At 48.0% G+C, this 25,624-nt stretch carries 30 protein-coding genes; 7 read left to right on the top strand and 23 right to left on the bottom strand.

The features are described 5' to 3' along the window. Positions 1 to 10: 10 nt before the first annotated feature. On the bottom strand, positions 11 to 1,687 hold the full coding sequence (locus tag ACLHG7_RS06765) for a Hint domain-containing protein (protein ID WP_410210272.1): 1,677 nt from the start codon (positions 1,685 to 1,687) through the stop codon (positions 11 to 13). Between the two features lie 1,663 nt (positions 1,688 to 3,350). On the opposite strand from ACLHG7_RS06765, the gene ACLHG7_RS06760 reads away from it, so the two are divergent. The 3 genes from ACLHG7_RS06760 (at position 3,351) to ACLHG7_RS06750 (ending at position 5,352) form a co-directional block, all read left to right on the top strand. Further along, positions 3,351 to 3,620 (top strand): hypothetical protein, encoded by a 270-nt coding sequence (locus ACLHG7_RS06760; RefSeq protein WP_410210271.1) that lies wholly within the window; start codon positions 3,351 to 3,353, stop codon positions 3,618 to 3,620. Positions 3,621 to 3,705: 85 nt separating this feature from the next. Further along, positions 3,706 to 4,335, top strand: a complete 630-nt coding sequence (locus ACLHG7_RS06755; RefSeq protein WP_410210270.1) for a DNA-3-methyladenine glycosylase family protein — start codon at positions 3,706 to 3,708, stop codon at positions 4,333 to 4,335. A gap of 102 nt (positions 4,336 to 4,437) precedes the next feature. After that, positions 4,438 to 5,352, top strand: coding sequence for an AraC family transcriptional regulator (locus ACLHG7_RS06750; protein WP_410210269.1), 915 nt, complete (start codon positions 4,438 to 4,440; stop codon positions 5,350 to 5,352). On the opposite strand, the gene ACLHG7_RS06745 is transcribed toward ACLHG7_RS06750, so the two are convergent. The 6 genes from ACLHG7_RS06745 to ACLHG7_RS06720 all read right to left on the bottom strand — a co-directional run bounded on the left by ACLHG7_RS06745 (position 5,336) and on the right by ACLHG7_RS06720 (position 10,960). Then, a complete protein-coding gene (locus tag ACLHG7_RS06745) occupies positions 5,336 to 6,232 on the bottom strand; it encodes an alpha/beta hydrolase (protein ID WP_410210268.1) in 897 nt (298 codons plus the stop codon). The two genes, ACLHG7_RS06750 and ACLHG7_RS06745, sit on opposite strands and share 17 nt — an antisense overlap. A gap of 25 nt (positions 6,233 to 6,257) precedes the next feature. Then, a complete protein-coding gene (locus ACLHG7_RS06740; protein WP_410210267.1) occupies positions 6,258 to 7,157 on the bottom strand; it encodes a DMT family transporter in 900 nt (299 codons plus the stop codon). A gap of 62 nt (positions 7,158 to 7,219) precedes the next feature. Then, positions 7,220 to 8,419: a 3-oxoadipyl-CoA thiolase gene (gene pcaF / locus ACLHG7_RS06735; protein ID WP_410210266.1), complete on the bottom strand. Its 1,200-nt coding sequence runs from the start codon at positions 8,417 to 8,419 to the stop codon at positions 7,220 to 7,222. A 61-nt stretch (positions 8,420 to 8,480) separates the two neighbouring features. Further along, positions 8,481 to 9,125 carry an alpha/beta hydrolase gene (locus ACLHG7_RS06730; protein ID WP_410210265.1) on the bottom strand — a complete coding sequence of 215 codons (645 nt, stop codon included), beginning with the start codon at positions 9,123 to 9,125 and terminating at the stop codon, positions 8,481 to 8,483. 20 nt (positions 9,126 to 9,145) lie between these two features. Then, positions 9,146 to 10,129, bottom strand: a complete 984-nt coding sequence (gene hemB / locus ACLHG7_RS06725) for a porphobilinogen synthase (RefSeq protein WP_410210264.1) — start codon at positions 10,127 to 10,129, stop codon at positions 9,146 to 9,148. A gap of 6 nt (positions 10,130 to 10,135) precedes the next feature. Further along, complete coding sequence (locus ACLHG7_RS06720; protein ID WP_410210263.1) at positions 10,136 to 10,960, bottom strand: 3-keto-5-aminohexanoate cleavage protein; 825 nt, start codon at positions 10,958 to 10,960, stop codon at positions 10,136 to 10,138. A 461-nt stretch (positions 10,961 to 11,421) separates the two neighbouring features. Between ACLHG7_RS06720 and ACLHG7_RS06715 the strand changes: the two genes are divergently transcribed. Together ACLHG7_RS06715 and ACLHG7_RS06710 are read left to right on the top strand one after the other, a co-directional pair. Beyond that, complete coding sequence (locus ACLHG7_RS06715) at positions 11,422 to 11,580, top strand: hypothetical protein (RefSeq protein ID WP_410210262.1); 159 nt, start codon at positions 11,422 to 11,424, stop codon at positions 11,578 to 11,580. A gap of 169 nt (positions 11,581 to 11,749) precedes the next feature. Beyond that, complete coding sequence (locus tag ACLHG7_RS06710) at positions 11,750 to 12,181, top strand: Hsp20/alpha crystallin family protein (protein WP_410210261.1); 432 nt, start codon at positions 11,750 to 11,752, stop codon at positions 12,179 to 12,181. Positions 12,182 to 12,368: 187 nt separating this feature from the next. On the opposite strand, the gene ACLHG7_RS06705 is transcribed toward ACLHG7_RS06710, so the two are convergent. The 3 genes from ACLHG7_RS06705 to ACLHG7_RS06695 form a co-directional block, all read right to left on the bottom strand. Further along, a complete protein-coding gene (locus ACLHG7_RS06705; protein WP_410210260.1) occupies positions 12,369 to 12,830 on the bottom strand; it encodes a hemerythrin domain-containing protein in 462 nt (153 codons plus the stop codon). A 207-nt stretch (positions 12,831 to 13,037) separates the two neighbouring features. After that, positions 13,038 to 13,553: a lysozyme gene (locus tag ACLHG7_RS06700; protein ID WP_410210259.1), complete on the bottom strand. Its 516-nt coding sequence runs from the start codon at positions 13,551 to 13,553 to the stop codon at positions 13,038 to 13,040. Continuing rightward, complete coding sequence (locus ACLHG7_RS06695; protein WP_410210258.1) at positions 13,550 to 13,825, bottom strand: holin; 276 nt, start codon at positions 13,823 to 13,825, stop codon at positions 13,550 to 13,552. The genes ACLHG7_RS06700 and ACLHG7_RS06695 overlap by 4 nt, the downstream gene beginning before the upstream one ends. Positions 13,826 to 13,940: 115 nt before the next feature. Here ACLHG7_RS06695 and ACLHG7_RS06690 point away from each other — a divergent pair, with 115 nt between their 5' ends. Both ACLHG7_RS06690 and ACLHG7_RS06685 read left to right on the top strand, forming a co-directional pair. Further along, positions 13,941 to 14,375 (top strand): energy transducer TonB, encoded by a 435-nt coding sequence (locus tag ACLHG7_RS06690; protein WP_410210257.1) that lies wholly within the window; start codon positions 13,941 to 13,943, stop codon positions 14,373 to 14,375. A gap of 83 nt (positions 14,376 to 14,458) precedes the next feature. Beyond that, positions 14,459 to 14,848 (top strand): energy transducer TonB, encoded by a 390-nt coding sequence (locus tag ACLHG7_RS06685; protein ID WP_410210256.1) that lies wholly within the window; start codon positions 14,459 to 14,461, stop codon positions 14,846 to 14,848. 13 nt (positions 14,849 to 14,861) lie between these two features. Here the strand turns inward: ACLHG7_RS06685 and ACLHG7_RS06680 are convergent, their stop codons facing one another. The 13 genes from ACLHG7_RS06680 to ACLHG7_RS06620 form a co-directional block, all read right to left on the bottom strand. Further along, positions 14,862 to 15,209, bottom strand: coding sequence for a hypothetical protein (locus ACLHG7_RS06680; RefSeq protein WP_410210255.1), 348 nt, complete (start codon positions 15,207 to 15,209; stop codon positions 14,862 to 14,864). Between the two features lie 10 nt (positions 15,210 to 15,219). Then, entirely contained in the window at positions 15,220 to 16,923 is a 1,704-nt protein-coding gene (locus ACLHG7_RS06675; RefSeq protein ID WP_410210254.1) for a hypothetical protein, read from the bottom strand. Continuing rightward, the gene (locus ACLHG7_RS06670; RefSeq protein WP_410210253.1) at positions 16,899 to 17,228 is read right to left on the bottom strand and encodes a hypothetical protein; all 330 of its coding nucleotides are present in this window, start codon (positions 17,226 to 17,228) and stop codon (positions 16,899 to 16,901) included. Before ACLHG7_RS06670 ends, ACLHG7_RS06675 begins: the two co-directional genes overlap by 25 nt. Positions 17,229 to 17,299: 71 nt before the next feature. Then, on the bottom strand, positions 17,300 to 18,232 hold the full coding sequence (locus tag ACLHG7_RS06665; protein ID WP_410210252.1) for a phage baseplate protein: 933 nt from the start codon (positions 18,230 to 18,232) through the stop codon (positions 17,300 to 17,302). Positions 18,233 to 18,379: 147 nt separating this feature from the next. Continuing rightward, positions 18,380 to 19,081 carry a hypothetical protein gene (locus ACLHG7_RS06660; protein ID WP_410210251.1) on the bottom strand — a complete coding sequence of 234 codons (702 nt, stop codon included), beginning with the start codon at positions 19,079 to 19,081 and terminating at the stop codon, positions 18,380 to 18,382. Positions 19,082 to 19,210: 129 nt separating this feature from the next. Further along, entirely contained in the window at positions 19,211 to 20,362 is a 1,152-nt protein-coding gene (locus tag ACLHG7_RS06655) for a hypothetical protein (protein WP_410210250.1), read from the bottom strand. 297 nt (positions 20,363 to 20,659) lie between these two features. After that, a complete protein-coding gene (locus ACLHG7_RS06650) occupies positions 20,660 to 21,313 on the bottom strand; it encodes a hypothetical protein (RefSeq protein ID WP_410210249.1) in 654 nt (217 codons plus the stop codon). A 455-nt stretch (positions 21,314 to 21,768) separates the two neighbouring features. After that, positions 21,769 to 22,824: a hypothetical protein gene (locus ACLHG7_RS06645; protein WP_410210248.1), complete on the bottom strand. Its 1,056-nt coding sequence runs from the start codon at positions 22,822 to 22,824 to the stop codon at positions 21,769 to 21,771. A gap of 165 nt (positions 22,825 to 22,989) precedes the next feature. Next, on the bottom strand, positions 22,990 to 23,409 hold the full coding sequence (locus tag ACLHG7_RS06640; RefSeq protein WP_410210247.1) for a hypothetical protein: 420 nt from the start codon (positions 23,407 to 23,409) through the stop codon (positions 22,990 to 22,992). Next, positions 23,397 to 23,744: a hypothetical protein gene (locus tag ACLHG7_RS06635; protein WP_410210246.1), complete on the bottom strand. Its 348-nt coding sequence runs from the start codon at positions 23,742 to 23,744 to the stop codon at positions 23,397 to 23,399. The genes ACLHG7_RS06640 and ACLHG7_RS06635 overlap by 13 nt, the downstream gene beginning before the upstream one ends. Before the next feature lie 99 nt (positions 23,745 to 23,843). Beyond that, the gene (locus ACLHG7_RS06630) at positions 23,844 to 24,113 is read right to left on the bottom strand and encodes a hypothetical protein (protein WP_410210245.1); all 270 of its coding nucleotides are present in this window, start codon (positions 24,111 to 24,113) and stop codon (positions 23,844 to 23,846) included. Positions 24,114 to 24,127: 14 nt separating this feature from the next. Beyond that, complete coding sequence (locus ACLHG7_RS06625) at positions 24,128 to 24,817, bottom strand: hypothetical protein (RefSeq protein WP_410210244.1); 690 nt, start codon at positions 24,815 to 24,817, stop codon at positions 24,128 to 24,130. After that, on the bottom strand, positions 24,817 to 25,620 hold the full coding sequence (locus tag ACLHG7_RS06620) for a hypothetical protein (RefSeq protein ID WP_410210243.1): 804 nt from the start codon (positions 25,618 to 25,620) through the stop codon (positions 24,817 to 24,819). Before ACLHG7_RS06620 ends, ACLHG7_RS06625 begins: the two co-directional genes overlap by 1 nt. Positions 25,621 to 25,624 lie beyond the last annotated feature (4 nt).

The raw sequence follows: 25,624 nt of genomic DNA, 5'->3' as shown, positions 1-25,624 counted from the left end.
TTGAAAAAATTTAAGCGACTGAGCGCAATGCACCATTCGCCTGCGCTTTCTGCTGCGCTTCTTCTGACAACACCCAGCGTGGGCCGATCGGCGTAAAGCTGACGCGCAATACTGTCAGGTGTCTTTCATTGCGTGACCACAGTGATTCTGGTAGCGATAAGCAGCCATTGGTCCAGCGTTGAGCGGTGCCGTCTGCAGCGACTTCGGTTGGGTAGAAACCTGCGTTCAAGCGCGGGTCATCCACGGCAACTTCTTTATTGACCCGGATACCATCAAAATGCAGTTTGTTGATAAACACGCCCAGTTTACGCTTATCACCACCAGTAACGAGATGATCCGCTGGGGTAAAGATGTTGGACATCAGTTTGACATTCTGCGCATGCGCAGGAATCTGGAACTCGGCAACATTGCCAGTAATCACGCCGTCAATACGTTTGCCATTGACCAGCAGATGCAGATCCTGATCGCGAGTGGTGACCCAGCCCAATTTCTCAGCACGTTTGCGTAATTGCGCACGCACTGCATCCAAGACCACACCGCCCATCACCACAGGACGACCATAGTCGGTCTCAAGGTTACCCGGTTTTTGATCAGGGTCAACATCCGTGCCGGATTGGAACCAGTCGCGGTTACCACAGTCGAAATAGCTTTCCGCAGCAAGGCCATTGGCAATTAACGCGTCATGGTTTTCTAACTCAACATGCCAGTAGGTCACTTGATCGACATCCATCTGACGCACGCTCGTGCCATTGGTCAGGCAAAAGGCCGGAATAAAGATGTCTTCAACAAGGTTCAAGCCAACCGAATGTGCAGGAGAAAGCCACAGATCAGCATAAGGCAAATCATGACCGAAGGCGCCCGCTTGCACTCGAATCGGTGATGCATTGTCATAGTTTTGACCACTGCTGTGATCAAACGTCATGGACCGTGTACCCAACCAAACGATGGGTTGAGGTACGCCAGAAGCCGTAATTGCCAGATCACCAACACGTAGGGTTTCGACAGGGACATCGCCACGCGCAGTGCGAATCAGTGTACCCGAGGCATAGCACACCGCCACAGTGGTATAAACGCTATTGCCACTGACGATGAGGTTGCTGGAGTCATAATTGCCCGTCAGGTTGATGGTGTAGGTCTGTCCGTTTGAGGCATTAAACGTCACGGCATTATTGCCGACAGTAACCGAATTTACGCCACCGCTATAGGAGATGAATTGACCGGAATGGAAGTTTTGAATCGTGCCACCAAACTGCTGGGTGAACGCAAATGTGTCGTTGATGCTGTCACCCATATCGATAGTTTGGGTCGATACGCCTGTGCCCTGCCAGAGATAGGTACCACCGTTGGTAAGTTGAACATTACCTGTTGCCGAAGTCACATACTGACCTGCGGTCAAACTACCACCGTCAACAATCAATGTGCCTTGGTTTGAGATGGTGTTGGGCACCATATTCAAATGGGCACCACCTACGGTCAGACCACCTTGAATGGTTAATGATGCGGATGCTGCATTTAGTGAAAGGCTTGCAATGTTGACCGAACCAGATGAAGGAGTCAGTGTCGCGGCAGGACCACCGTTAAAAACTACACCATCTAAAGTACTGGGCAGTGTACCCGTAGACCAGTTTGCACTATTCCCCCAATCTCCATCCCCACCCGACCCATTCCACGTTTGTGTTGTTGGCATTATTCATCCCCTAATAAAAGTGTATTGCATTGTTGATGTGCAAGAAAAAAAATCCAGCACATTGTTAAAGCACGGTTTTTTAAGATTCTCTCATTGACGCTTATTGTTCTAAATAATTAACATTCATTTTTTTTGAATCGCGCGCAGCAAATCCTTAGCTCGTTATGCGCCTAGCTTGTAGCACTCTTGTATCAAATTTGATAATTTTTTGCCAGTTATTTGTTCTACACTTTTGGCTTTTCAGACGAACAAAATGATCTACACTTGCCATAGCATCATTTTGTATTCACTCAGGATCTTCGGAAACTGTTTGCACAATCATTCAGAAATTGACATCAATTCTTACATATCTGCTCATCCGTGACTGTGAATGATGTCATTAGGCAAAACCAAGTACTCTTAAATCACTAAAACTCAGGAAAGTTGGTGCAAAAAGTCTCAACTATAGACTGCGGCGGCTTGAGTTCTGGCGATTTTGAACAGGTACGAATAATGGACAGAAGTGTTGATCATGCAGGGTGGCAACAGGGTTTAAGCCACTGATTTACGACAGTACGATCCAGTGATGATCTTGATACGCGATTGAAATGAGTTCTAAAAAAGATCTCTACACTAAGCGACCCGCATAGAGACCTTTAGACAAGGCATGCGGTTTAAGCCATGCCTTCTACAAGGACGACTCTTAAATCAGATGATAGCGAAATCGACAGCACCATCGGAGGTGATGACCCCCTTGATGTCAGCGACAATAGGTTGGATCACACGCGTTCGCATGGCAGTAGTAGAACCCATGCACACACGACGTTTCATCATATTCATAACGACATTCCCTTTTTTAAATACACTTCCTTGATTTTTCTTTATCGACTTTAATCGATTCTTTTTCTATTCCGTAATCGTTTACGATGCGCATAGAAATTTTTCTATGCAGTGCCAAATCTAGGACATCTTTTATCCGAAAGCAATGCTCCTTCATCAATTCAATAAAAATACAGACCTGTCTGTCTATAAGTTAATATAAACAATCATTTTTTTAAATCAAAAATTTAATGATGATTGAAAAATTTGCGTAAATTGGCACTTTATAAAGCCCATATCGACGTTTTAGCTTACAAGAATTTTTTTCATCCGAAAAAACTACCATTCAGTCTATTTATGTTGGTGAGTTGTTGCTTTTATGTTTAAATCCGTGGGTCCTGCCACTTACCCTAGCGAGCAGGAATTCGCCTACGACCCAAAACGTAGGCTTTTTTTCGTCTGAAAAAAGATACCACTCGGTCAAATACAAATTCCAAACATCCCGCGATGTGCTTAAATTCTCTTGTCTTGTTTTTTTGACATTTAAACAAGATCTCTCTTGATGCCCGCAGATACCCCAACTGCGGGCTTTTTTTTATGGCAAACTCAAGCAAATGGCCTCGGGCCAAAGAATGCAAAAGCATTATGTCTGACCCTGACCATTTTTGACCATTTGCTTCCACATGATCTACACACAAAATTTATTAAAAATATATTTACCATATAAAACAATAATTTAATAAATTATTGTTTTTTCCAAAAATTCAAATTTCCCTCACAATTATGATCGACAATACGTAAGCCTAAGCATGATGCGAGAAGGCTATTTTTTTATGGTCAAAATTGATCCTTGGGGAGGGATAAGATGACACCTGAAATTCGGAAACTCATCCGTAAACGTTGTGAACTCGATGCCGAGTTGATGTTCTCAACAGCAACACAACACTGGTCGGTGCCGTTCCGTCCAAAGAACAAACAGTTCTTTGATCAAGAGACGGGCTTAACTGAAAACATTGGTTTGGCGGTGGAAATGTACCGTCCGGTCAATGAAGAGCAACGCGAGCTTAAACATAAAATCATTGAGATTGATAAACAGCTCGAAGCACTCACCGATGGACAAGCCTGCCTCGTTTAATGGCAGAAACCTGATCAGGATGTTCATGACGTCCTGATCAGGCATTTAGGATACGATTGTACAAAAATAAGTAAGCAATGACCCTATGCATGCAACGTTTTCCACTGACAATTTCCAGATGCTGTGTGATGAACTCGCAGCGCGCGATGCGGACTTAGAGCGAATCATCCAGAGCTATGGCTATCCACCTATGTGGACCCGCAGCAACAGTTTTGAAACGCTGGTCCATATCATCCTTGAGCAGCAGGTGTCGCTCGCCTCAGCCCTTGCAGCGCTCAATCAATTACGCTCGCGGATTGGTGAAGTGACGCCAGAACGGGTGCTTGCATTAAGTGATGACGAATTAAAAGCCTGTTATTTCAGCCGACAGAAGACCACTTATGTGCGGGGGCTAGCTCAAGCGCTAATCACCAAACAGTTAGATTTGATCGCACTTGAGACACTACCGAATGACGAAGTCCGCACGATCTTGTGCGGGTTAAAAGGAATCGGCGACTGGACGGTGGATGTTTATCTAATGTTTGTTTTAAGGCGTACGAATCTGTTTCCGCTGGGCGATCTGGCGGCGGTGAACGCACTCAAGACGATCAAGGGACTGCCTAAAGTGACGCCCCGTGAAGCGCTGCTGACAATCACGCAAGACTGGCAGCCCAGTCGCACCATCGCGGCGATGATCTTGTGGCATTATTATTTGAGTGTCCGGAGGAAGACTTAAAGAACCCCCGCCTCTCACTGAGTCATTCACTGCTAAAAATTCTTACCATTTGGTCTGCAAATTGCTTATGCTTTCATATGATGTCCCTGAGCATATGAACTGATGTCCACTCTCTTCTCTACAGCACCAATGAAACTAGATTGCGCTATGGTTGAAAAAAGTAAAAATCCTCACGACTATCAACACCTCGAATGCCCCGCTTCGGTCATGCCGAAAAGCTACCAAGCCAGACATCAGGTGGACTTGCATCAACATGAACGCGGACAACTGATCTACGCGACCTCCGGAATCATGGAACTCTCGACGAAAGATGAACTGTGGCTGATCCCGCCGCGATTTGGTGTTTGGATTCCCGCATATACCCCGCATAAGATGACTACAAAAACCAACGTCGATCTCAATACCCTCTTCGTCGATACCCAGCACTGGAACAAAGCATTTCCAACGGAACCATGCGGGGTCGAAGTCTCCAGTCTTTTACATGAGTTACTGATCCGTGCTGCCTCGTTCCCCATCGAATACAGCCCACAGAGTGTGGAGTGGAAAACCATAGATCTGCTGGTTGAAGAGTTACAGTGGACCAAAGGCATTTCCCTGCTGACGCCAGCACCCTCTATGGATAAGCGACTACAGGATTTGTGCCATATCCTGATTATTAACCCTTCCGATAATCACTCTTTGGAGGAGTGGTCTTCTCAGGTCGGCGCAACCACTCGAACACTGTCACGTTTGTTTAAGCAAGAGTTGAATACTACGTTTAGCCTCTGGCGCCAGCAGCTCCGAATCGTGCATGCCATTCCGAGTTTGATGGCGGGCAAGCCAATGTCTGAAATTGCCCATCAGTTAGGCTACAGTTCACAGAGTACCTTTACCGTCATGTTTAAAAAAATCATGGGCAAAACCCCGACGGACTATATCGCTTGGGCCAATCGTCAGTCTGCTGTTGCTCAGCCTGTCTCAAAAAAATCACCACCAGCCACCGCGTCCAACAGCCTCGAAGTTATAAATGCTTCTTAAACCAAGTACAGGCCTCATGTGAGGCATGGTCAAAATGATTAACATACAAATCAAAATGTCCGCCCGCCACCAAACTTAATCGTTTAGGTCCTTTGATCTTGGCATAGGCGGCAAGAGCTAAGTCGGTCGGCGTGACATCATCATCCTCCGCAACAATCATCAGCACTGGGATAGTACCCAGCCGATCGATATAACTCTGCGGTTCATACTCACTGGCCAACTCGACCGAACGCAGAGTCACAGAATTGTCCCAGTGCGGATAAAACTCACGGCTGCGAGCATAGAAGGCAACGGCATCCTCGCCATTATAAATCCCCGCGCTGTCCGCTTCAGGAATGAGCACACAGCGTTTAGGTTCGTGTCCCTGATAGCGATCGATCCGATCCTGCACGAAGGTTTCTCGTAATTGTCGAATCCGATGCGGCGGATTGCGTCTGAGAAAGGATTCATAGCCATCCATCGTGGGTACTTGCGCCACTACACAGCGCACGCGCTTATCCAGTGCGGCAAGGACGATGGCATGCCCGCCACTGAAACTCGATCCCCAGACACCAATACGATGCGGATCGATGTCGGGCTGTAATTGCAGCCAAGTGATGGCATCCCGTGCATCATTGACTTGTTGCATGGGGTCAATCTCACCGCGCGGCAAGCCGCCACTCTCACCGCAGTTCCTTGAGTCATAGACCAACACGGCAAAACCTGTCGCAACAAAGAATTCGGCAAAGTGAGACAGATACAGCTCTTTCACAGCAGCATAGCCATGTGACATCACAATCACTGGGCTTGTCACTAGCGGTGTCGGCTGATAGAGCCAACCAACAAGATCAATCCCGCTGGCATTAAACGTGACGGCCTTGCGGCTAAACACTTGACTCATGATAGACATCCCGAACGACTACATCCTAGCGATAACGCGATAAGACATAAATACCTGCACCAATTAGAATGCCACCGACCAGTTCCTGCATGGACAGGACAGTACCGAGCGCACAATAAGTGATGATGGCGGAAAACAAGGGGCATAAAAATAAGAAGCCACTGGTATGCACGGCACCGCCGATCTTTAGGGCCGCAAACCAGAGGCCCATAGCACCTGTCGATGCGGGAATCGCCAGCCACAGAAAGACGAGCCAATGGCTTCCTGTCGTGGGCAAGGCAAATGGCTGCTGACTCCACAACGCAACGACAAACAGTACCAGAGAACCCATAAGCATTTGCCAAAAGGTCGTCACCCATGGATCAAGATGCAGGTTGAATTTCTTATTGATAATCGTGGCAATCGCCCAGCAAGAGGAGGCCAAGACGACAAGGATTTCTCCCCAGCCGATTCCAGTCGAATGCGCACCGCCAATGCCGATACAAATCACGACGCCGACAAAAGCGACGACCAATCCCAGAATCGCGCGAAAGGAGACACGCTCGCCCAGCACCACTGTCGCCAAAATCACCACCAACAACGGATTGCTGGCCATCAAAATTGCCGCGGTCGAGGGCGTGGTATAGCTCAAACCGATATTTAAAAATGCCATCACCCCCGCGGTTTGAAATAGCCCGATCACAAACAGCTTTAACCACGGGATATCCACCAGCGAAACGGGGTCTTTGATATGACGATAAATCACCAGCGGAAGCAAGGACAGTGCCGCAATAAAAAACCGAATGGCAGCAACCCAGAGTGGTGGCATCGAGGTCAGCATAATTTTGGTCGCCACAAAGGACGACCCCTGCAGAAATGTCGAGGCTAGAACCAGACTGAAATAAGTCCAGTTGGTCTTCACCTGAGCTACCACGGCATTTGACATGTTCAGTTCTCAACAGGCGGCTTTATAAAAAATGGGAAAGACACGGGTTATGCGCGCTCACGTTATAAGCGCTCAATCACCATGGCAATGCCCTGCCCCACACCAACACACATGGTGCATAGTGCATAGCGTCCCTGCGTTCGATGTAGTTCATTTACCGCCGTGCCGACAATCCGTGCGCCACTCATGCCCAAAGGATGCCCTAGAGCAATGGCTCCGCCATTGGGATTGACGCGGGGATCATCATCGGCAATCCCCAAATCGCGTAACACCGCCAAAGACTGCGAAGCAAAGGCTTCATTCAACTCAATCACCGATAAGTCGTCTAGACCAATCTTGGCCAGCGCCAGTACTTTGCGAACTGCGGATATCGGCCCGACCCCCATGATGCTCGGTTCCACACCGGAACTTGCAGTGGCAATCACACGGGCGCGCGGGGTGAGTTGATGCTTGGCAAGACCTGCTTCAGAGGCGATTAGCAATGCCGCAGAACCATCATTGACCCCTGACGCATTACCAGCCGTAACCGTGCCATCTTTACGAAATGGGGTGGGCAACTCACCCAATGCTTCCAAGGAGGTTTGACGAGGATGCTCATCGGCACTCACGACGATGGCCCCTTTTTTATGGGCAATTTCAACAGGGATAATTTCCGCATTAAAGAAGCCGTTTGCGGCTGCGGCAGCATACTTTTGCTGACTGTTATGGGCGAACAAGTCCTGATCAGAGCGACTGACATTGAAACGTGATGCGACATTCTCACCCGTTTCAGGCATCGAGTCGGTACCATAGGCTGCATGCATTTTTTTATTGATAAAACGCCAGCCAATGGTGGTGTCATAAATCTCTGCTTTTCGGGAAAAGGCACTCTCGGCTTTGGGCATCACCAGAGGTGCGCGTGACATCGACTCGACACCGCCGGCGATGATGAGCTGTGTCTCACCCGATTTGATGGATCGTGCCGCCAGATTGATCGCGTCCATACCTGAACCACAGAGACGGTTCACGGTCACACCAGGCACATTTTGGTCAAAGCCTGCCAGTAATAACCCCATGCGCGCGACGTTACGATTGTCTTCGCCCGCTTGATTGGCACAGCCCAAGATCACATCATCGACCTCCTCCCAAGCCACTGAAGGGTTTCGCTCACGCAACGCTTTTAAAGAAATTGCCGCCAGATCATCAGCACGGATGGAGGATAACCCTCCGCCAAACCGACCAATGGGAGTACGGATATAGTCACAAATATAGGCATTGCTCATCGTTTTCTCCAATCATCCAAACCGTTGGATGGCACAAATTAAGATCAATTGAATGGAATCTTTAGGCGCTTAATAACGCTCTAACCAGTTCAATTTCGTCATCAGAGACCAAGTGATCACGTCCGCTATAAATTTGAGTCGTAACGTGTCCTCCCCGCTTTTCAAACGATGCCGCAGTCTCTCGTATGCGCTCGACAGGCACCCAGGAGTCCTCTTCACCGCCCGTAAATAACAAACGAGTTCCAGCCAGGGATTGATCGTCTGTGATTGCTGGCTGAACCTCAGGACCAAACAGACCACCCGTCAATGCGATCAGACCACCGATGGGCTGCGGTTTATCCCACAGGTATTGACTGGCGATACAAGCGCCTTGCGAGAAGCCCATGAGATAAATGTTGCTGGTCTGGATACCTTGATTGACCAATCCAGCAATGATTTGATCAATCCGCTCCAATGCCGTGGAAACGTGCGGCTGATTGTCATCAACCTCACGCATAAAGCCACGCGGATACCACGTCAGTTCAGGTGCCTGCGGCAGGATATACGCGATATCAGTAAGACCGATTCTCTCGGCGAGTTGATAAATGGTGTCGGCGTTTTGACGTCGGCCATGGAGCAAGATCACGACAGCACGGCTGTCTTTGATATCCGCGCCACGAAACTCAATGCTGTCTTGAAATGTGTCTACTGCTGATGCAATGTTCATATATGACCCCTTTTTAAAGATTAAAGATCTTCAGATTCGACATGCCAAGTGGCGATGTCTTTCGCAAAGTACGTAATCACTACATCCGCCCCCGCACGTTTAAATGCGATGATGGATTCCAGTACGGTTTTACGCTCATCCAGCGCATTTGCCAGTGCTGCAAATTTGATGGCGGCATACTCCCCGCCCACCTGATAAGCAGCCAGTGGTAATTGCGTTTTAGCCCGCAAACGACTCAACACATCCAGATAAAACATACCCGGTTTGACTATCAGGATGTCCGCGCCTTCAGATTCATCAAGAGCCGCCTCGTGCATGGCTTGCCGTGCATTGGCATAGTCCAGTTGGTAACTATGCCGATCTCCGGTCATCTGGCTGTCCACAGCCGCCCGAAATGGACCATACAAGGCAGATGCAAACTTGATGGCATGAGCCATGATCGCCACATCCTGATAGCCTGCGATATCCAGTGCCTCACGAATCGCAGCGACTTGACCATCCATCATTCCCGACGGCGCAAGCATGTCAGCACCCGCTTTTGCGGCAGCCAGACTCTGCTTAACCAGATTCTCAAGGGTCAGGTCATTACAAACCTGATCATTGAGCACCACCCCGCAGTGTCCGTGGGTGGTGTATTCACAAAAGCAGATGTCTGGAATGACGATCATCTCTGGACAACTGTGTTTAATCGCTTGAATCATGCGGACGAGTAACCCCGTCTCACTCCAGGTGTCGCTGCCGATATGGTCTTTTCGATGTGACACCCCAAACGGCATGACACAGCGAATGCCTAACGCATATAAGGCTTTGACTTCTTGTTCAATGTCTTGCTCAGGCAATCTGAAGATGCCCGGCATACTGTGTATCGGTACAGGTTCAGTGATCTCCTCCTCTATAAAAATAGGTTGGACTAAATCAGCCAACGAGAAATGACTCTCTCGCAGTAAATCTCGGATCGCACGGCTCTTGCGTAAGCGACGCAGGCGCTGAAGGGGTTTCTTCATGCAGGATCACGCCGCCAAACCCAGCATTTGTCGGGCTTCGGCAGTTGATGCGACCGGACGATCCAATTCATGAGAGAGACGCACCAAGCGTTCGACCAATTGCGCATTGCCCGTCGCAAGCTCTCCGGCTTTGTAGTAGATGTTGTCCTCCAGACCCGTCCGCGCATGTCCACCGAGTAAGATGGTATGCACATTGATCGGTAACTGTGCCTTGCCAATCCCGATCGCAGACCAGAGACTGCCTGCTGGTAAGCTGTCGATCAGATGGATCAAGTTTTTACAGGTTGCGGTCACACCGCCATGTATACCCATCGCAAAGGCAAACAGCATCGGTGATTTGAGATAACCGTTTAAATGCAGGGTTTCAGCCTCATTGATCACCCCCGAGTGATAGATTTCGATCTCAGGTTTAACCCCGTAGTGATTGATCGCATCCGCCAGTTCCATGGCTAAGGCAGGCGGATTGATAAAGGGTTTGCTGCCGTGATTCACCGAGCCACAGTTATAAGAAGCGATTTCTGGACGATAGACCAGATGATTCCAAGCTTGATCTTTGGGTGCACCCACAGGGAGGTTTAGCCCAGAGGTACTGAGGTTTAAGATGATGTCGCAGCGGGCTCTCACGCGTTCAACAATATCCCCCCAGATTTCTTGCTGATAGGACGGGCTGCCGTCCAGATTGCGCGCATGGATATGGGCAACACTTGCCCCCGCATTCCACACTTCGTAGACTGCATTGGCGATTTCCTCTGGGCTATAAGGCACCGCAGGATTCTTTGAACGGGGAGTAATGCCGCCATTTACAGCTGCTGTGATAATCAACTTTTCCATAACGAATCCTTTTTTAATCAAGCGTGAGACAGATATGCCATGTGTTATTGGGTGATCAAAGTCGGTGCACCGCACTGTTTCCAGAGCGTCTTTCAAGCGGATGGGGTTACAGAAGGTGCCTAATGATCATGCCCAAAAAGTGGGCAAAAATTTCTATTGGTTAAATCTCATCACGGATGTTTAATGCACCCGCGCTTTGTCGTAGTGACAGTCTTATCTAAGCACACTCTTGAAAAATCGATGCTTTGCAATCGGACATCTTTTTTAGCAAATCGGACGTTTGGGCAGTTTGAGGGAATGGTTTATTGGGATAGCGGAGTGCGATGGACTAAGGGATAAGCAGCAACACGCAAACAAAGAGAGATTTACTCATCCATGAAAGTTCTAACCATATGGTCTGTAAATTGCTTATGATTTAGCATCGTTTGCACGTTCGATGCCTCCCTCTCGGAAGAAGCAATATGTCGATTCCTGAATATTGGTATATCGGTCTAATCATCGCACTCCTGATCACTGCAGTGCTGTCGATTAAGGGTTATCATAAAAGCAGCTTTGTTATGATTGTGCTGTGTTTTCTGATTGCGGTCGGGGTGGTGATGGGGTTCATTCGGGTGGAGTGAACAAAGAAAACAGACATCTTCAGAAAGCCCCCAATTCCCCCTTGAAAATCGACAAAAACATCGCACATTAATAGATAGGTTAAGTACTCAAGCCCATGGATTGAGGCACATCAAACCTGCTTGAGTATGGAACCTAAGCCCTCAATTTTGCTATAGAGGAGTGTGGGTCATGAATACTCATCTCACCAAATCCAATGGGATTTTTGATGATTTCTTTCGCGGTTTTTCCCCTGCATTTTATGTCAAACCCCTGCATGGGGATGGTCTGCCAGAGGCAGGTCAGTTCAAAGTCGATGTCAAAGAAACGAATAAAAAATATGAAATTCACGCGGAGATTCCTGGCGTTAGCAAGGAGAACATTGATATTGCGATTGATCGCAATCTGGTGACGATCCAAGCTGAGATTGCACAGCATGATGAAGATCGTCAGGAAGGAAAATTGCTGAAAAGTGAGCGCTACTATGGCTCGGTATCGCGGAGTTTTACACTGCCCACGGATGTCGATGCGGATCATGCGAAGGCGTCTTATGAGCAAGGAGTACTGGTGCTGACGTTACCTAAGAAAGAAGGTAGCAGCCATAAGCATCTGACGGTTGAGTAATACGTCACGATCCGCGTGATTTCTTTATAACCCGTATTCAATATTTGGGATAGCTAGGCGCTCATTTATTGAACTAGAATGACTCATCCTGTTCCCCCACCCTAGCAGAGAACAGGAATTTTCCGCCATGTCCCCAAGACATGGCTTTTTTTATGGGCGGGGATCAAGTGGCTTTGGGAAATTGCGTCTATGCGCCTTCAGCAAATTTCACTTTTAAGCGGTCGTACTCGGTTAAATACGCTTGGGCAAAATCGGTTTTTTGTTTGTCAGTAAGCAGCTTGCCTGAGAACTGAAAGAAGCCATGTTCTTCCTCTCCCAAATGATGTTCGATTTCATCCGCCAGTGCTTTGGCATTGGCCAGCCAGCCGGTATTGCTATAGTCGGTTTCTTCGAGCTTTTCGACCAATTCATCAAGTTCATGATGCTCTGAGATGGCATGACGTGAGATGTTGATTCCTGAGTCTTGAACGAGTAAGGGGATGAGGAAGTGTCTTTCTTCGGCGGCGGCATGCGCGGCTAATTCAATTTTAAGACTGGTAAATAGTTCATCACGCTCGGTACTGTCGCCTTGGGTTTTCAGTAATTTGGCATAAAGGTCACGTTGAATTTCGTGGCTCTGACGCAGTGCTTCGTAAATAGTCAATGACATAACGATTCGCCTTAATCTGGAAGGGATTGAATTGGATGCTTTTTAAACATCGATTCAGAAATACCAGTCCAGCTAACCTAAGTCAATGAAAGGAATAAATGCTTACTCTTTGGAAAATAAAGTGGGTGAAGGATGTACAGGATGTTACGGAAGAACAGGAAATAACCATCATAAGGAATGATGGTTATTGTAAAAAATAAGTTTCCCTTAAGACGGAGCCAACATGCAAAGTTTCCTCTCCGCCTCCCTCCTCGTCACCAACCCCTGCACCACTTTCCCACCCGCTTTGTTATACAGCGCTATCCGATTGCAAGCCTCTGCATAGTTGCGCTGGTTGAACTGGGTCACGATGCTGCTTTTGCAAAACGCCGTAGTACCGATGTTGTAGGCGATATCTGTAAAGGCGTTATATTGATTCTGGTTTAAGGGCGCCTTGACGCAGGACAGCACACCGCGACCTGCAATCAGGACACGCTCTTGAATCAGGGCGTCGCACTCGGCGCGGGTGTAGGTTTTTCCTGCGATGACACCAGCGCCCGTGATGCCTTCACACACGGTCAGCACGCCTGCGATGTCGCGATACGGTTTGTAGCGTGTGCCTTCGTGCCCTGCGATCAAGGCAATCAAGGACGCACCGGCCAGCACGAGGCTGGCTCCGATGGTTTTGGGACTTTGGACGAGCGCTTTAAGCGGTGTCTTGGGAGGTGTTTTGACGGTGCTCATTGATTGACTCCGCTCTTTTTCTTGACCCACGCTTCGATCACGCTTGCCCCTGCAATCCCCAAGGCACTACCGATGCCGACCAAAGCCAGTGGTGAGATGTCGGGGATTTGCATGACGATGGCACCCGCAACAAGCGATGAGCCTGAGCCGAGTAAGGTGCGACCGATGAGCAGACGCAGCGTGAGGATTTCATTGCTGGCGAGCACTTTGCCAAGGCCGATCAAAGCCCCGATCACGATGAGCATGAGGCCATTTTTTTCATAGTCTTGCATGGGGTTCTCCTTTGAGTTTCGGAATAAAAATCAGGCATAAAAAAAGCCCTCTGGTGAGGGCTTTGGGATGTGTTTTGGGATATGATTAATACTGTTTTTGCCATTGTTTTTGAATATGAAATCTATCTTCTGCGGCATTCTTTCATTGATGCTATTGTCTGGCACTAGTCATGCGATGACGACTAGTCTTCCAGCACCTATTTCTATATTAAAAGCATCTTCTACCCCTCTCCTGGATCACACCCGATTGAAAGCCTGTACGGGAAAACTGTCCTATCCCTTGCTTGCGCTTAGGCGTGAAGCTGAAGGTGAGACGACTTTGTTTCTCGAAGTTAATGGTCAGGGGAGAATCTCCGATGTGGATGTGATTCAGTCCAGTGGTCATGTGGATCTCGATCAGGCAAGTATCAACTTTCTGGAAACATGTACCGTAGACAGACCTGCTGGTCTTGAAGCGGGGGAAATGTTTTATACCAAAATCCAATTTGTCTGGAAACTTGACCCAGCAGATCCTGTTGAAGCACCAAAAGTCGCTCCCTCTAAGAAATAATGCCAGCCCAGCCCTCACTGGAGGGCTATGGCTTGTGTTTTACGATATGATTAAGTCACTTACCAATTGATCTTTTTTAAACGATGAAATCAATCTTCTGGCTTGTTCTGCCTGTGCTGGTGATCTCTGCTGCATATGCGACGGAAACGCCTCCACCAGCCACTGCCATTGATCCGACACCAGACAGCCAAATATTTGCAAAAACTCAGTCTATGTGTACAGGGAAAATGACCTATCCTTCTCTGGCATTACGTCGTGGTGCTGAAGGGATTACCAAACTTGAGCTCGAAATTAATGAAAAAGGCAAAATGTCCGATGTGAATGTGCTGCACTCAAGTGGTCATGTAGATCTGGATCAAGCGGTGATCAACTTTGTAGAAACATGCACATTCCCTGTCCCCAAAGATATGAAAGCGGGTGAGAAGGTTCATTCCAAGTTTCAATGGATCTGGAAACTTGTAGACCCCAAATGAGCAGACCAAAAATTTAAGCCGATTCTACCGCCACATCCGCATTCGCCACCACCGGCACACTCAATCGATTCACTTGCTCCTGTAGCGAAGTCGCTAACGCCTGTGCGGCATCCAGTTGGTTTTGCAGATTGGTGAGTGTAGTTTTCAATTGAGCGTTCTCCCCTAACGCAGCAACCGTCGCGGCACCCAAGGTTTGACTGAGGTCCACGCTGGATAAGGCGACTGGATCAAAGATGTTTTCCGCAATCACGATGCCATCTTTGGTCAGTACGTAAATCTGCTGGTGATGGGCGGTGACGGTGCCGTCGGCGTGATGTCGGATCAGGGTTTCGTAAGGTCGGGTTTGCTCTAAAATCGCCATATAAGATTCCTTAAGCCACGGTGGTGGTTGTATTTAAGATTTGCCAGTTCGTGCCATTGGAGCGGCAGGTTTTGGCTCCGCCAGTCGCATCGGTTACGTCGATTAGGTAGCCGTTGAAAGCGGCGGCACTGGGTAAGGTAGACAGGGTGTATTTGCCCAGACTGGTCGGGGATAAAAAAGATGCACTGCCACTCACCCGCAATTTGTCGTTGCCCGTTGTGGCAGATGTGCCCAAGAGCACTTGCCCCATGCTGGGCAGGATTTGTAAGGCGGTGACATTGATCCCCGTACCTCGTACGGCACGCATGACTTCGGTAGTGCCATTCGCCCAGTTGTCTGAGGCGGTACGGATGATGAAAGACCCCGAAGGTGCAAGTAGAAAGTCAAAGTTCTTTTCATCCACCGCCGCGCCTTTCTTGACGAAGGTCAATTGCGCTTGTCCAGTTGTGGCATTGGAAATCAAGGCACCGCCATTGGTGGTGCCGTCAATGTCGGTCGTGCCGACAGAGGTCACGCCTTGCGAGAAGTAACCACGCCCGACGACACCAAACTTATCAGCCGAGGGAACCATAGTTGCCCCGACCACGACTTGACCACTGACGGGCAGAAGTTGCAACATCGACCAACTGATGCCCGATGAGCGCTCCGCGCGTAAGACACTATGTGCAGCGCTGCCCGCGTCATTCAAACTGCGGATGTCGAAGGCGGCGGTGCCTAAATGGCGAATCTGAATCCGTCCTTCATCGACATTGGCACCCATACGCCGCATCAGGAAGTTGGTTTCTACGGCGGTGCCGGATTTGATAGTCAGAGTCCCCGTTGTTCCCGCATCAATCGTGACGCCGCCTGTGGTCGTGATTGCGCCGCCTGTGATGTTCACGGCACTGGCATTTTGCGTTGCCATGCTGCCTAGCGCAGCCAGTCCACTCGATACTGCCGACACCGAACTGGTGGTGATACTGAGACCTGATGAGATGGTTGATACGGCACTGTTGGTGTTATTGATCGCTAGCCCAAATGAGTCATAGGCCATGCTGAGTGAGCTGCTGATGGCGGAGACGGAACTGGTAGTGACACTCAATCCACTACTGATCGCAACGCCTGCGGCATTGGTATTGCTCAGCGAGACCGTCACTTGAGCAATGGTACTGCTCAGCCCGCTACTGACTGCGGATAGGGTACTCGTGCTATTGCTCAAGCTACTACTGATCGCCGATACCGAACTGCTTGTGGTGCTTAGGCCAGTGGACACGTTACTGAGTCCACTACTGACCGCCGAGACAGAAGAGCGTGCGGTGCTGAGTCCACTGGATACGGCGGACACTGCTGATGTGGTATTACTGAGGCTGGTTGAGATGTTGCTTAAGCCTACCGAGAGTGTAGACACCGCTGTGCTGGTGGTGGTTAGTCCACTAGAGATAGCAGACACTGAACTGCGAGTGGTACTGAATCCACTGCTCACGGCAGACAGGATACTGCTGGTGTTGCTCACGGTGGGTGCCACTGTAGATAGGCCACTGCTGATGGTCGAAACACTACTGCTGGCGATACTAAGTCCGCTTGAGATAGCAGACATGCGACTCAGCACCAGTGGGTCAACAAGGCTTGAGGGATCAAGAACCACCACGGCACCGGCAACCAGATCAATCACGGTGCCACTTTGAGTTTGTAAGGCGATAACGGTTTCACTTATCTGCAATTCGATGTTGGACATAGCGCCTCCAAAACGCGAAAGGTTGCACGGGCGGGCGGATTCACCACGCCGCCTATCTGGATGCTTAACGTCAACACCGCTTGCTCATGCCAGTGCTGGGTGTCGCTGCAGCTGATGGTGAACTGACCGACGTTGTTGACTTGGTCGGGATTGACGATCAGGGTGAGCGGCGTGGTGCCATGCCGACTACAGACGCTGGCAGTTAAGTGCACGTCACTGGTAATCGGCGCGACATTGCCTTGCGGTTTATAGGTGCCGGTATAGATAAAGGGATCACCACGGTAGATCGGGGGAAGCATACTCATGGACGTACTCACATAAAAAAAAAACCCGAAAATCGGGGCTTGGTTTGGATCAACAATATTATTGAAAACCCTTAAGACTGGCGCTTCCAGACGTTGACTACATAGGACGGCTGGACGTTGTTGTGTGGGGTGCCGAGGCCCGATGAACCAGTGTTGCCTGCCCCCGGTGTTGGGTCGGCTGAGGAGTTGGACCATGCTCGGCTGTTTGGCGCTCCAACGCCGCCGTTGGTGTGACTATGCGGTCCGTTTTCATCGGCGGTGAGTGCATGGGCGTATTCACCGTAAGTGCTGCCCACGGATTTGGTCCATGCAGGGTCCAGCGGATTGGTGGAGAGACTGACCAAGGTCATGCCTTGGGCAACGCGACTCCATGAACCATAGCCCAAGTCGCTGGCGGGGTTGGCATTGCTTTCGGTGAAGTACAATCCGCCAACTTTGATCTGGAGTCCGGCAATCTTGTTGTTCATATCAACACGCAGCGCATCCACGGCAGCAAGCATGGCGCTGTTCTGGGTGCTGATGGCATTGGTCAAGGCGGTGGTCTGGTTGGTGCCCAAGGTCGTGAGCGCAGTGTTGTTGCTGGTTTTGTATGCGTCGAAGGTGTCTTTCTGGTTGTTGTATTGGTCTTGCAGGTCATCAACTTCGGACTCCAAATCACTAACCCGACTTTCGATGGTGGTTGAACCGCCACTTAAACCGTCGATGATACTCTTGGCGACGCTATAGGCATCGGCAATGCCATCACCTTCGGCGATCAAAACGCCGTTGGCATCTAGTATGCGGATGTAGTACGCACCGCTGATGTAGATGGCGGCTGAGCCGGCATCATCCAGCAAGACGGGCCATGTATTTTTAAAGAGTCGGTCTGGGTCGCTATAAGTGTCGAGCGCGACGGTGCTGCTGCCGGCTTGATAGGCTTCGACACGACCACCGATCAGAGGGCGACCGAGTTTGTCAAAGGCTTGAAAACGGGGGGCGACGAGAATTCCTGCGGTTGCAGCCATAGTGTGTGTCCTGTTGGGTTTTAAGCAATAAAAAAGCCCCGTTAGAGGGGCTTTGGTTTGGTTGATATATGAAAGTGTTTCATATTTGATTGATGGACGGTTTTCGGAGGAGTTAATTAAAATTAGCTACGCATAGCAAAGACTTTATCATTGCTTAATCACCATACGACGCCTTAAATCAAGTCCACTAAGCATTTTTAAATTATCGGCTAGACTTCTAGCATAGTTATATTCCACGCTACTATCCCTCAGCGACTGCACTCTACGCACCATCTCTTCATATCGATCATCTGCTACTGAAAAAACCCGTCGAATCTCGCAGTCAAAATGAACACCCTCCTGATGGGTCTGCAAGGTTTTTTTATAGTCAGGGAAACGTGTTGCGATGGTTTTAATAACGAAATCTCGTAAACGAGTACGAGTCTGTATAAGTGTGACATCCGTATCACGCCTTAAATCATCAAATCCTAAAAACCTCACTAAATCATGTAGATCTGTAGAAGTGACGATTGAACGTACAGATAAGTCACTCACTACATCCTTTATTTCATTGTATACGCCCATATCCGCATCATTCAAAAGCGGTATACCCGCGTCCCTGAACTGTATCGACTCTACGCTAAATACGTGTTGAATCGGTTCAAAATTCCATGGGATATCATCTGCGAAGATCGGCGCAAGCTTTTCATCATAAGTCCTTTGGTTTCGAGTTCGAATACAATTCAATGCCGCATCAAATCGCTCGGGTAACTCCAGAAATGGAAAATACTCAAATGTCCCTTCTACAGGATGTTTACCCAGTAAAGCCAGTAACTTTCGCCATATTTTTTCATTACTCCCCCGCCCCATATGCCATGAAGCGAAGATAGCTTAATTTTTAAGATGTTGCACTCGCTTAAAAAATCTCAGGCATCGTTCTAATCCTCTTGTGATGCGTTTGATAGCTTACTCATCAACAAAGCTAGATCGGATGTCATTTTAGGGAGCTTCATGGCGATCAATAGGCACTCTGCCTAGCTTCAACCAGCGTAGAAACTCCTGATAGTGCTCAGGTGTCATTGGCAATTGTTGATTAGGGTCATCGGATATATCTTCTTGAGCGTCCTGATGAGAAGGGACTTGTTTTTGTGGGTCTGGACTAATGCCGAGATTAACCATTAATTTACTGACTCTCGGATCAGCAAATAATTTATTCATCCCCACGCCGGTTACCATTGCTGAGGTATCGTTCCCTGCACGAATTGGAATTTGAGCGGCTTTCCTTTGCAGCAGTTCATAGATTGCTGGCGGGAGATCATCGATATTAATATTTCTTTCCTGTAGTGCGTTATCTACCAATGTTTTCGCACGATTTTTAAACCATTGCATCGCTTCTGAATCTGAAAATTGACGCATCATCGGTGATACCATGGTTTTGATAGGTGACTCCATCGCTTTGAATGCAGGGATAAAAAATTTATCGGCATAGACTTTTCCTGTCAGACCTCCCATAGCTCCCTTAAACGTTTCTTCCATCCGGTTCGCACCCGTTGCGACGGGTTGTAATGCGCCCAGCGCAGCACCACCCAAGCCGGCTGCAGCATATCCCCCTCCTCTTACGCCGTTCAGCCGACTGATCCATTGAGTCGCTTTAGGAATTTTGGAAAGAGCACCAACACCACCATACATCTGTACCATTTGCCCACCGACATTACCGACCTGTCCACCTGCCGTTTTCATTAAGGAGGCGTCATTAATCTTGGCTTGATCAATTGCGGCTCGTCTATTCTTGCTGGCTTCAGTCGCAGTATGCATGCTTAAAGCATGTGCCATAGTTTGTAAAACGGGGATTTTTTTCTCAAGATAATTCGCGGCGGGATCAAGCAACTGGAGAGAACCTGCCAATGTATCCTTTCCGGATTTCCATGCTCCTTCACCAAGGTTTTGTAAAAATGAATTTTGATTAATCCGTAACTGCTCAGGCGTCATTGGCGTTGGCGGGTGAGCTATAAGATTCGATAGGCTACTATTCACTGCTTCCTGAGGGCTAAGGGGCTGAGCATGAATCCTCGATAACTCGTTGTTCAATTGCTGAGTTTTGTTACCAAACAATATGCTATAGCCATTACTGTTTTGTTGATCCTTGTTCATAACGAGAATTTCCTCTGATGGATATGATGACGGTGTGGTTAGGACACAATGAATGCTTTAGGTTTTACGCTTACCGCACTGCTTGAACTGATCAAACAACGGTCAGAGCGCATAAGATGATCATCAAGATTCAGACGTGTTAAATGAGACCAATGCTAGAGCGCATTGATAGAGGTGATTGCTTTGGTCGTTAAAATAGATTTTGCAGCAGGTGTCAATGCGTCATCGAAGTCAGACGTGTTGGGATAGGCTATTGAACTCTTGGTCTCATGCAACTTGTTTTAAGATCTAAAGAATCTATTCAATCAGCATGGCTACAAGCGACAAAAATCTGTCTGCAAAAAAGAAGAATAATATTATAAATGGCAGCCACAATATAATCGTGAGGATCAATATGGGAATAAATGAGATTTTTGGCCATATCGCTAAGGTGGCTTTCCAGATCAGAGTCTCTTTTTCTCGCTCTATCGCGGAGTATTCCATATCAAGTGTGAGGCGTTTCACTAAATCAGTTTCCATAAAACGACTCACCTTCCACTGCACTTTGTTGGCAACGCTGTCTTTATCTGTAGGCCGCAGTAGATTGGTAATACTTTCCAGAACATCTAATTGCACAAGAGACGGTCTATAGACGATTCTTAAGACTTCCTGATCAAATTGTTTGAGGATGAAAATCGACTTTCTATATAACCGACGATGCAAGATTGCACTGGAATGATAAGGATTTAAGACATAAGACTGATGCCTAAAAAAAAGATTGAGTTGCTGGTTATAGGCATATAAGGCAATCAGTTCATTGCGACCATCAACCCATTTCATATCGGCACTGCCATTGCTCAAGAAAATCAAATACTCTTGCTCAATCAGGGTGAAAACTCCGGTGTCGGGGAACAACCGCACACACGTATTCTCGACGCCTTCAAGCTTGATCGTGACAAATGCATCATTCACCGTTTTCACTTTCCTTAATATTACTATACCGACCTTCGCTCAATACTAGCTGAATCAATGGGCTATTGTCAGTTTTTCTGACCATTTGTAAAATATAAAATTTTGTGGATTTAAGGGAGCAATAAAAAAGCCCCAAAAGAGGAGCTTGTTTTTGACATCAGAGCTGATCGTAATCAATAGCTCATTTGCAAATATATAGATGGCGTTATACATGGGTGGGGGTGGTGACCGGCTACATTTTGCATTGCTGGATTATTTAAACTGGATCCAAAACCGGCATAGGCATTGCTCGTAATGCCATCATTCATTCCTCATTTTTAATACATAAATTTTGATAGTGAGCTAGAATCGACGCCTGCTAATTCGCTTAAAACACTTAAGAAATATTCGAAATTAGAGAGAAATAAAAAGCCCCTAAAAAGGGGCTTTTTATTGCATACGAAATTTGATCAACCTTAAGACTTCAGTATTAAATCCCACGTATAGGATTCCAGACGCTTCAAGGCCTCAAACTGAGCAGCCTCGAAGATGGTAGCCAAACGCGTATGTCCGATCTCAATCCAAACGGTGAGCAATCCGCGTAGTTGAGTGAGGTCGTTACCCACGGCAAAAGAGCGGATATGATCGATGACCTGATCGCGAATGAGACTGAGTACTTCGGGGTCATGGTCTTTAAAGATGCGGATCAGCATCGCCAGTTGCGCAGGCTTGCCAGCCAGCACTTGTTCTTTAAACAGCACGGTAATCTCTTCTGATAGGTAGCGCTCATCCAGATCGCGCGTGTCAAAATCATCTTTATGCTCGGCATACCATGCATCAAAATCGGTACTATCACGGATATCCAGCAAAACAAGACCCAGCTCAGACAGGGATTGCGATGACAAACGGGCCTGTACAAAAGCGGCTTTGGCGTTGATCAATTCTTCTTGCGACACGGTATCGCTATCTAGACTGGTCGCGTCGACAATGGTCTGCTCAACCTGTGCTTTCAATTGATGCAGTGCGGTGTTGGCTACGCGATCGGTTGATCCTAGCAGCGCAGCATCCAGACGGGTAAGCAGGTCACTGGCCTGACTTAAACTTAAGTCCTGCACCAGATAGCGCTCTAGGTGATTGCGAATCGCAGACGGTAGGTAATCATAGTTCGGGCCAAGCTCACTCAGCACATGGTTAACGAAGGTCACGGAGTCAATCGCATACTGTGCCCCTACCAATGCCTGCGCGGTCTTTAAGTCTGCGGCGACTTGGGCGACCAAGACTTTGCGGATTTTGAGCAATGACTGGCGGATGGCTTTGGACACGTCGCTGTCGGTGGTGACTTTGAGCGGATCAGGGACGGTGACACGCAGTTTGGTCAAATCGTCGCGAATGCGCTGGGTACTGGCAAGAAGCTGATCCTGAGCGTTTTTTTGTGCTTTTGCTTGGTTGCGGCGTACTGAGGTTTCGGCCATGAAAGCGAAGACCAGACTGACAATCACGAGTACAACCAGCACCCCAATCACGTATTCCATTTGAATATCCAATTTAATCACTACCTTATAATATAACCGATTCTGAAGAGGGCTTTAGGCTTGATTGTAGTACGGTTTGGGTAGATGGGTAAATTTAACGCGTTTTAAGGACATATAAAAAAGCCTACCGCGAGGGTAGGCTAATTGGTGTGCATCTGATCAGGATTAACAATGACCTGAGGTTTGAGGCTGTAAAGGATAGCCATTCGGTTGATTTAAGTTCTGCGGCTGTGGGAAATCATGACCTTGTGGCAAGATGTTTACCTTGCCATTGGATTCAATTTGCAACCGAACTTCATAAGGGCGAGTGATCCCTACTTGGGTCCTATATCTAGTACGATCATCAAACTCAAAAAGCGGCATTTGGTAGTGATAGGATGATTGGTTTAGACATACTTTAAACTCCCAATCTGAAGGTTGACCGCTCCAAGGAATTCTCTTTGTTTCACTCGGTTTTAATGTGAGGTTTTGGTTAGCCACAGAAATGACTATCGTACGCACTGAGTGATTATAAAACAGTCGATCAATACCCCGCTCACATCCGGCAAGCATGGCCACCAAAATCAGAACAATCAATTTATGCATGGGTTATTTCCAAGGCCAAGGTCGGGGGCAATTAACGTATTCGGTAGATTCCAAATCTTACCAGCTGTATCAGCAACGGCATGGATAACCTGATTTCCTGTAGATAATGCTGATAGGAGATACGTAGGTCTAGAGGACGTTGGACTCAAGTACATACGCTTTCTCAGCGGCTGTGCATATGTGGTATCTGGGCGTGCTTCATCCTCATAGGTCAATCCTCGAGGATACACAGCACCGCCGAGATAAGGCTGCTGATCAGGAAGCAAAGCGTTGAGATGATCAACAGTCAGTTCGAAGGGTTGATCTTGTTTCGGTTGCCATGTATTTGATCCCATTATTTAAACCTCGCGCCTGATTGATTAATGAGGGCAATAAAAAAGCCTACCGCGTGGGTAGGCTTTAAGCATTATAGTGATGACCTTACTGCTCGTTATCTATGAATGACTATCAGTAAACTCCATATAGCCGTCAAAAAATATCCAGCCCTCTTTGCCATCCGCGGTTTTAACTTTATAAACCATACTATCCTTGTTATAGCTTTCTTCCTCGACATCAAGTCGCATACCCGAAGGTAATATGGCGATCTGATTCTCTTTAATATCACGTTCTGTCAGCGCATCGTGTCGCTTCACTAAAGGCGTATCTTTACCAAGAACAACCGTGCCTTCCGAACGACTACATCCCGTTAAAAACAACGAAATCAAGAGACATATACTCGTCATCTTGCCCATGGTGCGCTACTCCCTTTTGAAGGTTTTATTTTTGGATGATCAATGGTGCCGTTAACGACATTTTTATCCAGTAATGCATTCCCTAACGAAACAGGAAACACAGTATTAACGTTAATACCCACCAATCCTAAAGCTTTTTGAATGGGGGTTGTACAGTTATTTAATAAGGGATTATAAGGACCTGCAGTCTTATCATAAGACTTTAAATATTGAGAAACGATTGAGTCCTGTATAGGCGATAGTGGAATGTTAAGCCCCATGCCACTTCTAAATTCATTGGAGCGATTATAATCTGCTACAGGCTGGATATGCATTTTACTATCATGACCATAGCTATAGGATGTGCCGTTGACGGATGAACTGGCATGACCAAAGGAGGAACCACCCCACCCTGCTGGCTGCCAAACTGTCACCTGCATATCCCCACCAGTAACATCGCCCAGCTCTGGGTCGCTCATTGTTTGCATCTTTGGATATGGACTATTTGCTGGATACGGATTATGTTGCCATCGATCTGAGCCGTTAATCTGCTGAGTTAATAGCTTTCTATTGAGTGCATTTCCTGCAGAATAACTCGCTTCTTCGGTATTGTGCTGACCCGTAAGCAAGGCGTTGAGATGATCAATCGTCAACTCTCTAGGTTGACCCTGTTTCGGTTGCCATGTATTGGATCCCATTATTTAAACCTCGCGCCAGATTGAGTGATAAGAGCATATGCCTGCTCAAGGGTCATGCCATTGTCTTTGGCAAATGCAGCGACTGTGCTGGGTGCAACGACTGCGCCAGCATAGATAGGATGGTTTGGCTGGACAGTTTGCTCAGGGATATCCTGCACGGTTGCCAATGGGGTGTAACGGTCAGTCAGGCGATTGTAAGAACCCAACTGCGCGCCGCCATCAATTCGCTGACTCTGAAACTTCGGCATGGAGTTTTCATACACTTGGTCGGGATCGGCACTGCGCACCCGAAAACTCTGCACATAATCAGGCATGTTTTTAAGATTGGCTGGCATTTGTGCTTTGACCGAGTCCGCAAGGGTTTGCGGCCAGAGTCCTGCTTTGGCGCCGCCATCCAGCCCCTGCATCAGGGTCATGGGTGAGACATCGTTTGAATAGCCTGCTAGTTGTCGGGAGAGGTTACTTGAGCCGATGGTGGCATTTTTCAGTTGCGCAGCACGTAGACTTTCCTGAGATTGTTGATCCTCCAGAGTGGCTTGATGAGCAAGCAAATTCTTCTGTTCGATGTACGGTAAAATCGTGCTGGCAAAACCCGATTGCTGCGCAAGGGGTGCGGCGTTGTCCATATTGAATTGACCGGTCTTGGGGTCGTAAGCATCGGGATTAGCCATCAGCATGTTGAGTGCTGAGGATTGGCGTGCCGTTTTGATTTTATTGCCCAGCGCCATGCCATCAGAAATGGATTGGGCAAGGTCGATTTGGGGGACTTTGACATCCAGTAAACCTGAAGTATTGATCGCCATAGGT

The sequence above is a fragment of the Aquirhabdus sp. genome (assembly GCF_046462495.1).
Lineage (GTDB): Bacteria > Pseudomonadota > Gammaproteobacteria > Pseudomonadales > Moraxellaceae > Aquirhabdus.
Note: the sequence above shows the minus strand (reverse complement) of the source record. Positions and strands in the feature narration are given on the sequence as shown.

What these genes read in the sequence shown, in the direction of transcription:
- ACLHG7_RS06765 (WP_410210272.1), bottom strand. Translation starts at nt 1,687, where the DNA reads ATGCCAACAACACAAACGTGGAATGGGTCGGGTGGGGATGGAGATTGG.
- ACLHG7_RS06760 (WP_410210271.1), top strand. Translation starts at nt 3,351, where the DNA reads ATGACACCTGAAATTCGGAAACTCATCCGTAAACGTTGTGAACTCGAT.
- ACLHG7_RS06755 (WP_410210270.1), top strand. Translation starts at nt 3,706, where the DNA reads ATGCATGCAACGTTTTCCACTGACAATTTCCAGATGCTGTGTGATGAA.
- ACLHG7_RS06750 (WP_410210269.1), top strand. Translation starts at nt 4,438, where the DNA reads ATGTCCACTCTCTTCTCTACAGCACCAATGAAACTAGATTGCGCTATG.
- ACLHG7_RS06745 (WP_410210268.1), bottom strand. Translation starts at nt 6,232, where the DNA reads ATGAGTCAAGTGTTTAGCCGCAAGGCCGTCACGTTTAATGCCAGCGGG.
- ACLHG7_RS06740 (WP_410210267.1), bottom strand. Translation starts at nt 7,157, where the DNA reads ATGTCAAATGCCGTGGTAGCTCAGGTGAAGACCAACTGGACTTATTTC.
- pcaF (WP_410210266.1), bottom strand. Translation starts at nt 8,419, where the DNA reads ATGAGCAATGCCTATATTTGTGACTATATCCGTACTCCCATTGGTCGG.
- ACLHG7_RS06730 (WP_410210265.1), bottom strand. Translation starts at nt 9,125, where the DNA reads ATGAACATTGCATCAGCAGTAGACACATTTCAAGACAGCATTGAGTTT.
- hemB (WP_410210264.1), bottom strand. Translation starts at nt 10,129, where the DNA reads ATGAAGAAACCCCTTCAGCGCCTGCGTCGCTTACGCAAGAGCCGTGCG.
- ACLHG7_RS06720 (WP_410210263.1), bottom strand. Translation starts at nt 10,960, where the DNA reads ATGGAAAAGTTGATTATCACAGCAGCTGTAAATGGCGGCATTACTCCC.
- ACLHG7_RS06715 (WP_410210262.1), top strand. Translation starts at nt 11,422, where the DNA reads ATGTCGATTCCTGAATATTGGTATATCGGTCTAATCATCGCACTCCTG.
- ACLHG7_RS06710 (WP_410210261.1), top strand. Translation starts at nt 11,750, where the DNA reads ATGAATACTCATCTCACCAAATCCAATGGGATTTTTGATGATTTCTTT.
- ACLHG7_RS06705 (WP_410210260.1), bottom strand. Translation starts at nt 12,830, where the DNA reads ATGTCATTGACTATTTACGAAGCACTGCGTCAGAGCCACGAAATTCAA.
- ACLHG7_RS06700 (WP_410210259.1), bottom strand. Translation starts at nt 13,553, where the DNA reads ATGAGCACCGTCAAAACACCTCCCAAGACACCGCTTAAAGCGCTCGTC.
- ACLHG7_RS06695 (WP_410210258.1), bottom strand. Translation starts at nt 13,825, where the DNA reads ATGCAAGACTATGAAAAAAATGGCCTCATGCTCATCGTGATCGGGGCT.
- ACLHG7_RS06690 (WP_410210257.1), top strand. Translation starts at nt 13,941, where the DNA reads ATGAAATCTATCTTCTGCGGCATTCTTTCATTGATGCTATTGTCTGGC.
- ACLHG7_RS06685 (WP_410210256.1), top strand. Translation starts at nt 14,459, where the DNA reads ATGAAATCAATCTTCTGGCTTGTTCTGCCTGTGCTGGTGATCTCTGCT.
- ACLHG7_RS06680 (WP_410210255.1), bottom strand. Translation starts at nt 15,209, where the DNA reads ATGGCGATTTTAGAGCAAACCCGACCTTACGAAACCCTGATCCGACAT.
- ACLHG7_RS06675 (WP_410210254.1), bottom strand. Translation starts at nt 16,923, where the DNA reads ATGTCCAACATCGAATTGCAGATAAGTGAAACCGTTATCGCCTTACAA.
- ACLHG7_RS06670 (WP_410210253.1), bottom strand. Translation starts at nt 17,228, where the DNA reads ATGAGTATGCTTCCCCCGATCTACCGTGGTGATCCCTTTATCTATACC.
- ACLHG7_RS06665 (WP_410210252.1), bottom strand. Translation starts at nt 18,232, where the DNA reads ATGGCTGCAACCGCAGGAATTCTCGTCGCCCCCCGTTTTCAAGCCTTT.
- ACLHG7_RS06660 (WP_410210251.1), bottom strand. Translation starts at nt 19,081, where the DNA reads ATGGGGCGGGGGAGTAATGAAAAAATATGGCGAAAGTTACTGGCTTTA.
- ACLHG7_RS06655 (WP_410210250.1), bottom strand. Translation starts at nt 20,362, where the DNA reads ATGAACAAGGATCAACAAAACAGTAATGGCTATAGCATATTGTTTGGT.
- ACLHG7_RS06645 (WP_410210248.1), bottom strand. Translation starts at nt 22,824, where the DNA reads ATGGAATACGTGATTGGGGTGCTGGTTGTACTCGTGATTGTCAGTCTG.
- ACLHG7_RS06640 (WP_410210247.1), bottom strand. Translation starts at nt 23,409, where the DNA reads ATGCATAAATTGATTGTTCTGATTTTGGTGGCCATGCTTGCCGGATGT.
- ACLHG7_RS06635 (WP_410210246.1), bottom strand. Translation starts at nt 23,744, where the DNA reads ATGGGATCAAATACATGGCAACCGAAACAAGATCAACCCTTCGAACTG.
- ACLHG7_RS06625 (WP_410210244.1), bottom strand. Translation starts at nt 24,817, where the DNA reads ATGGGATCCAATACATGGCAACCGAAACAGGGTCAACCTAGAGAGTTG.
- ACLHG7_RS06620 (WP_410210243.1), bottom strand. Translation starts at nt 25,620, where the DNA reads ATGGCGATCAATACTTCAGGTTTACTGGATGTCAAAGTCCCCCAAATC.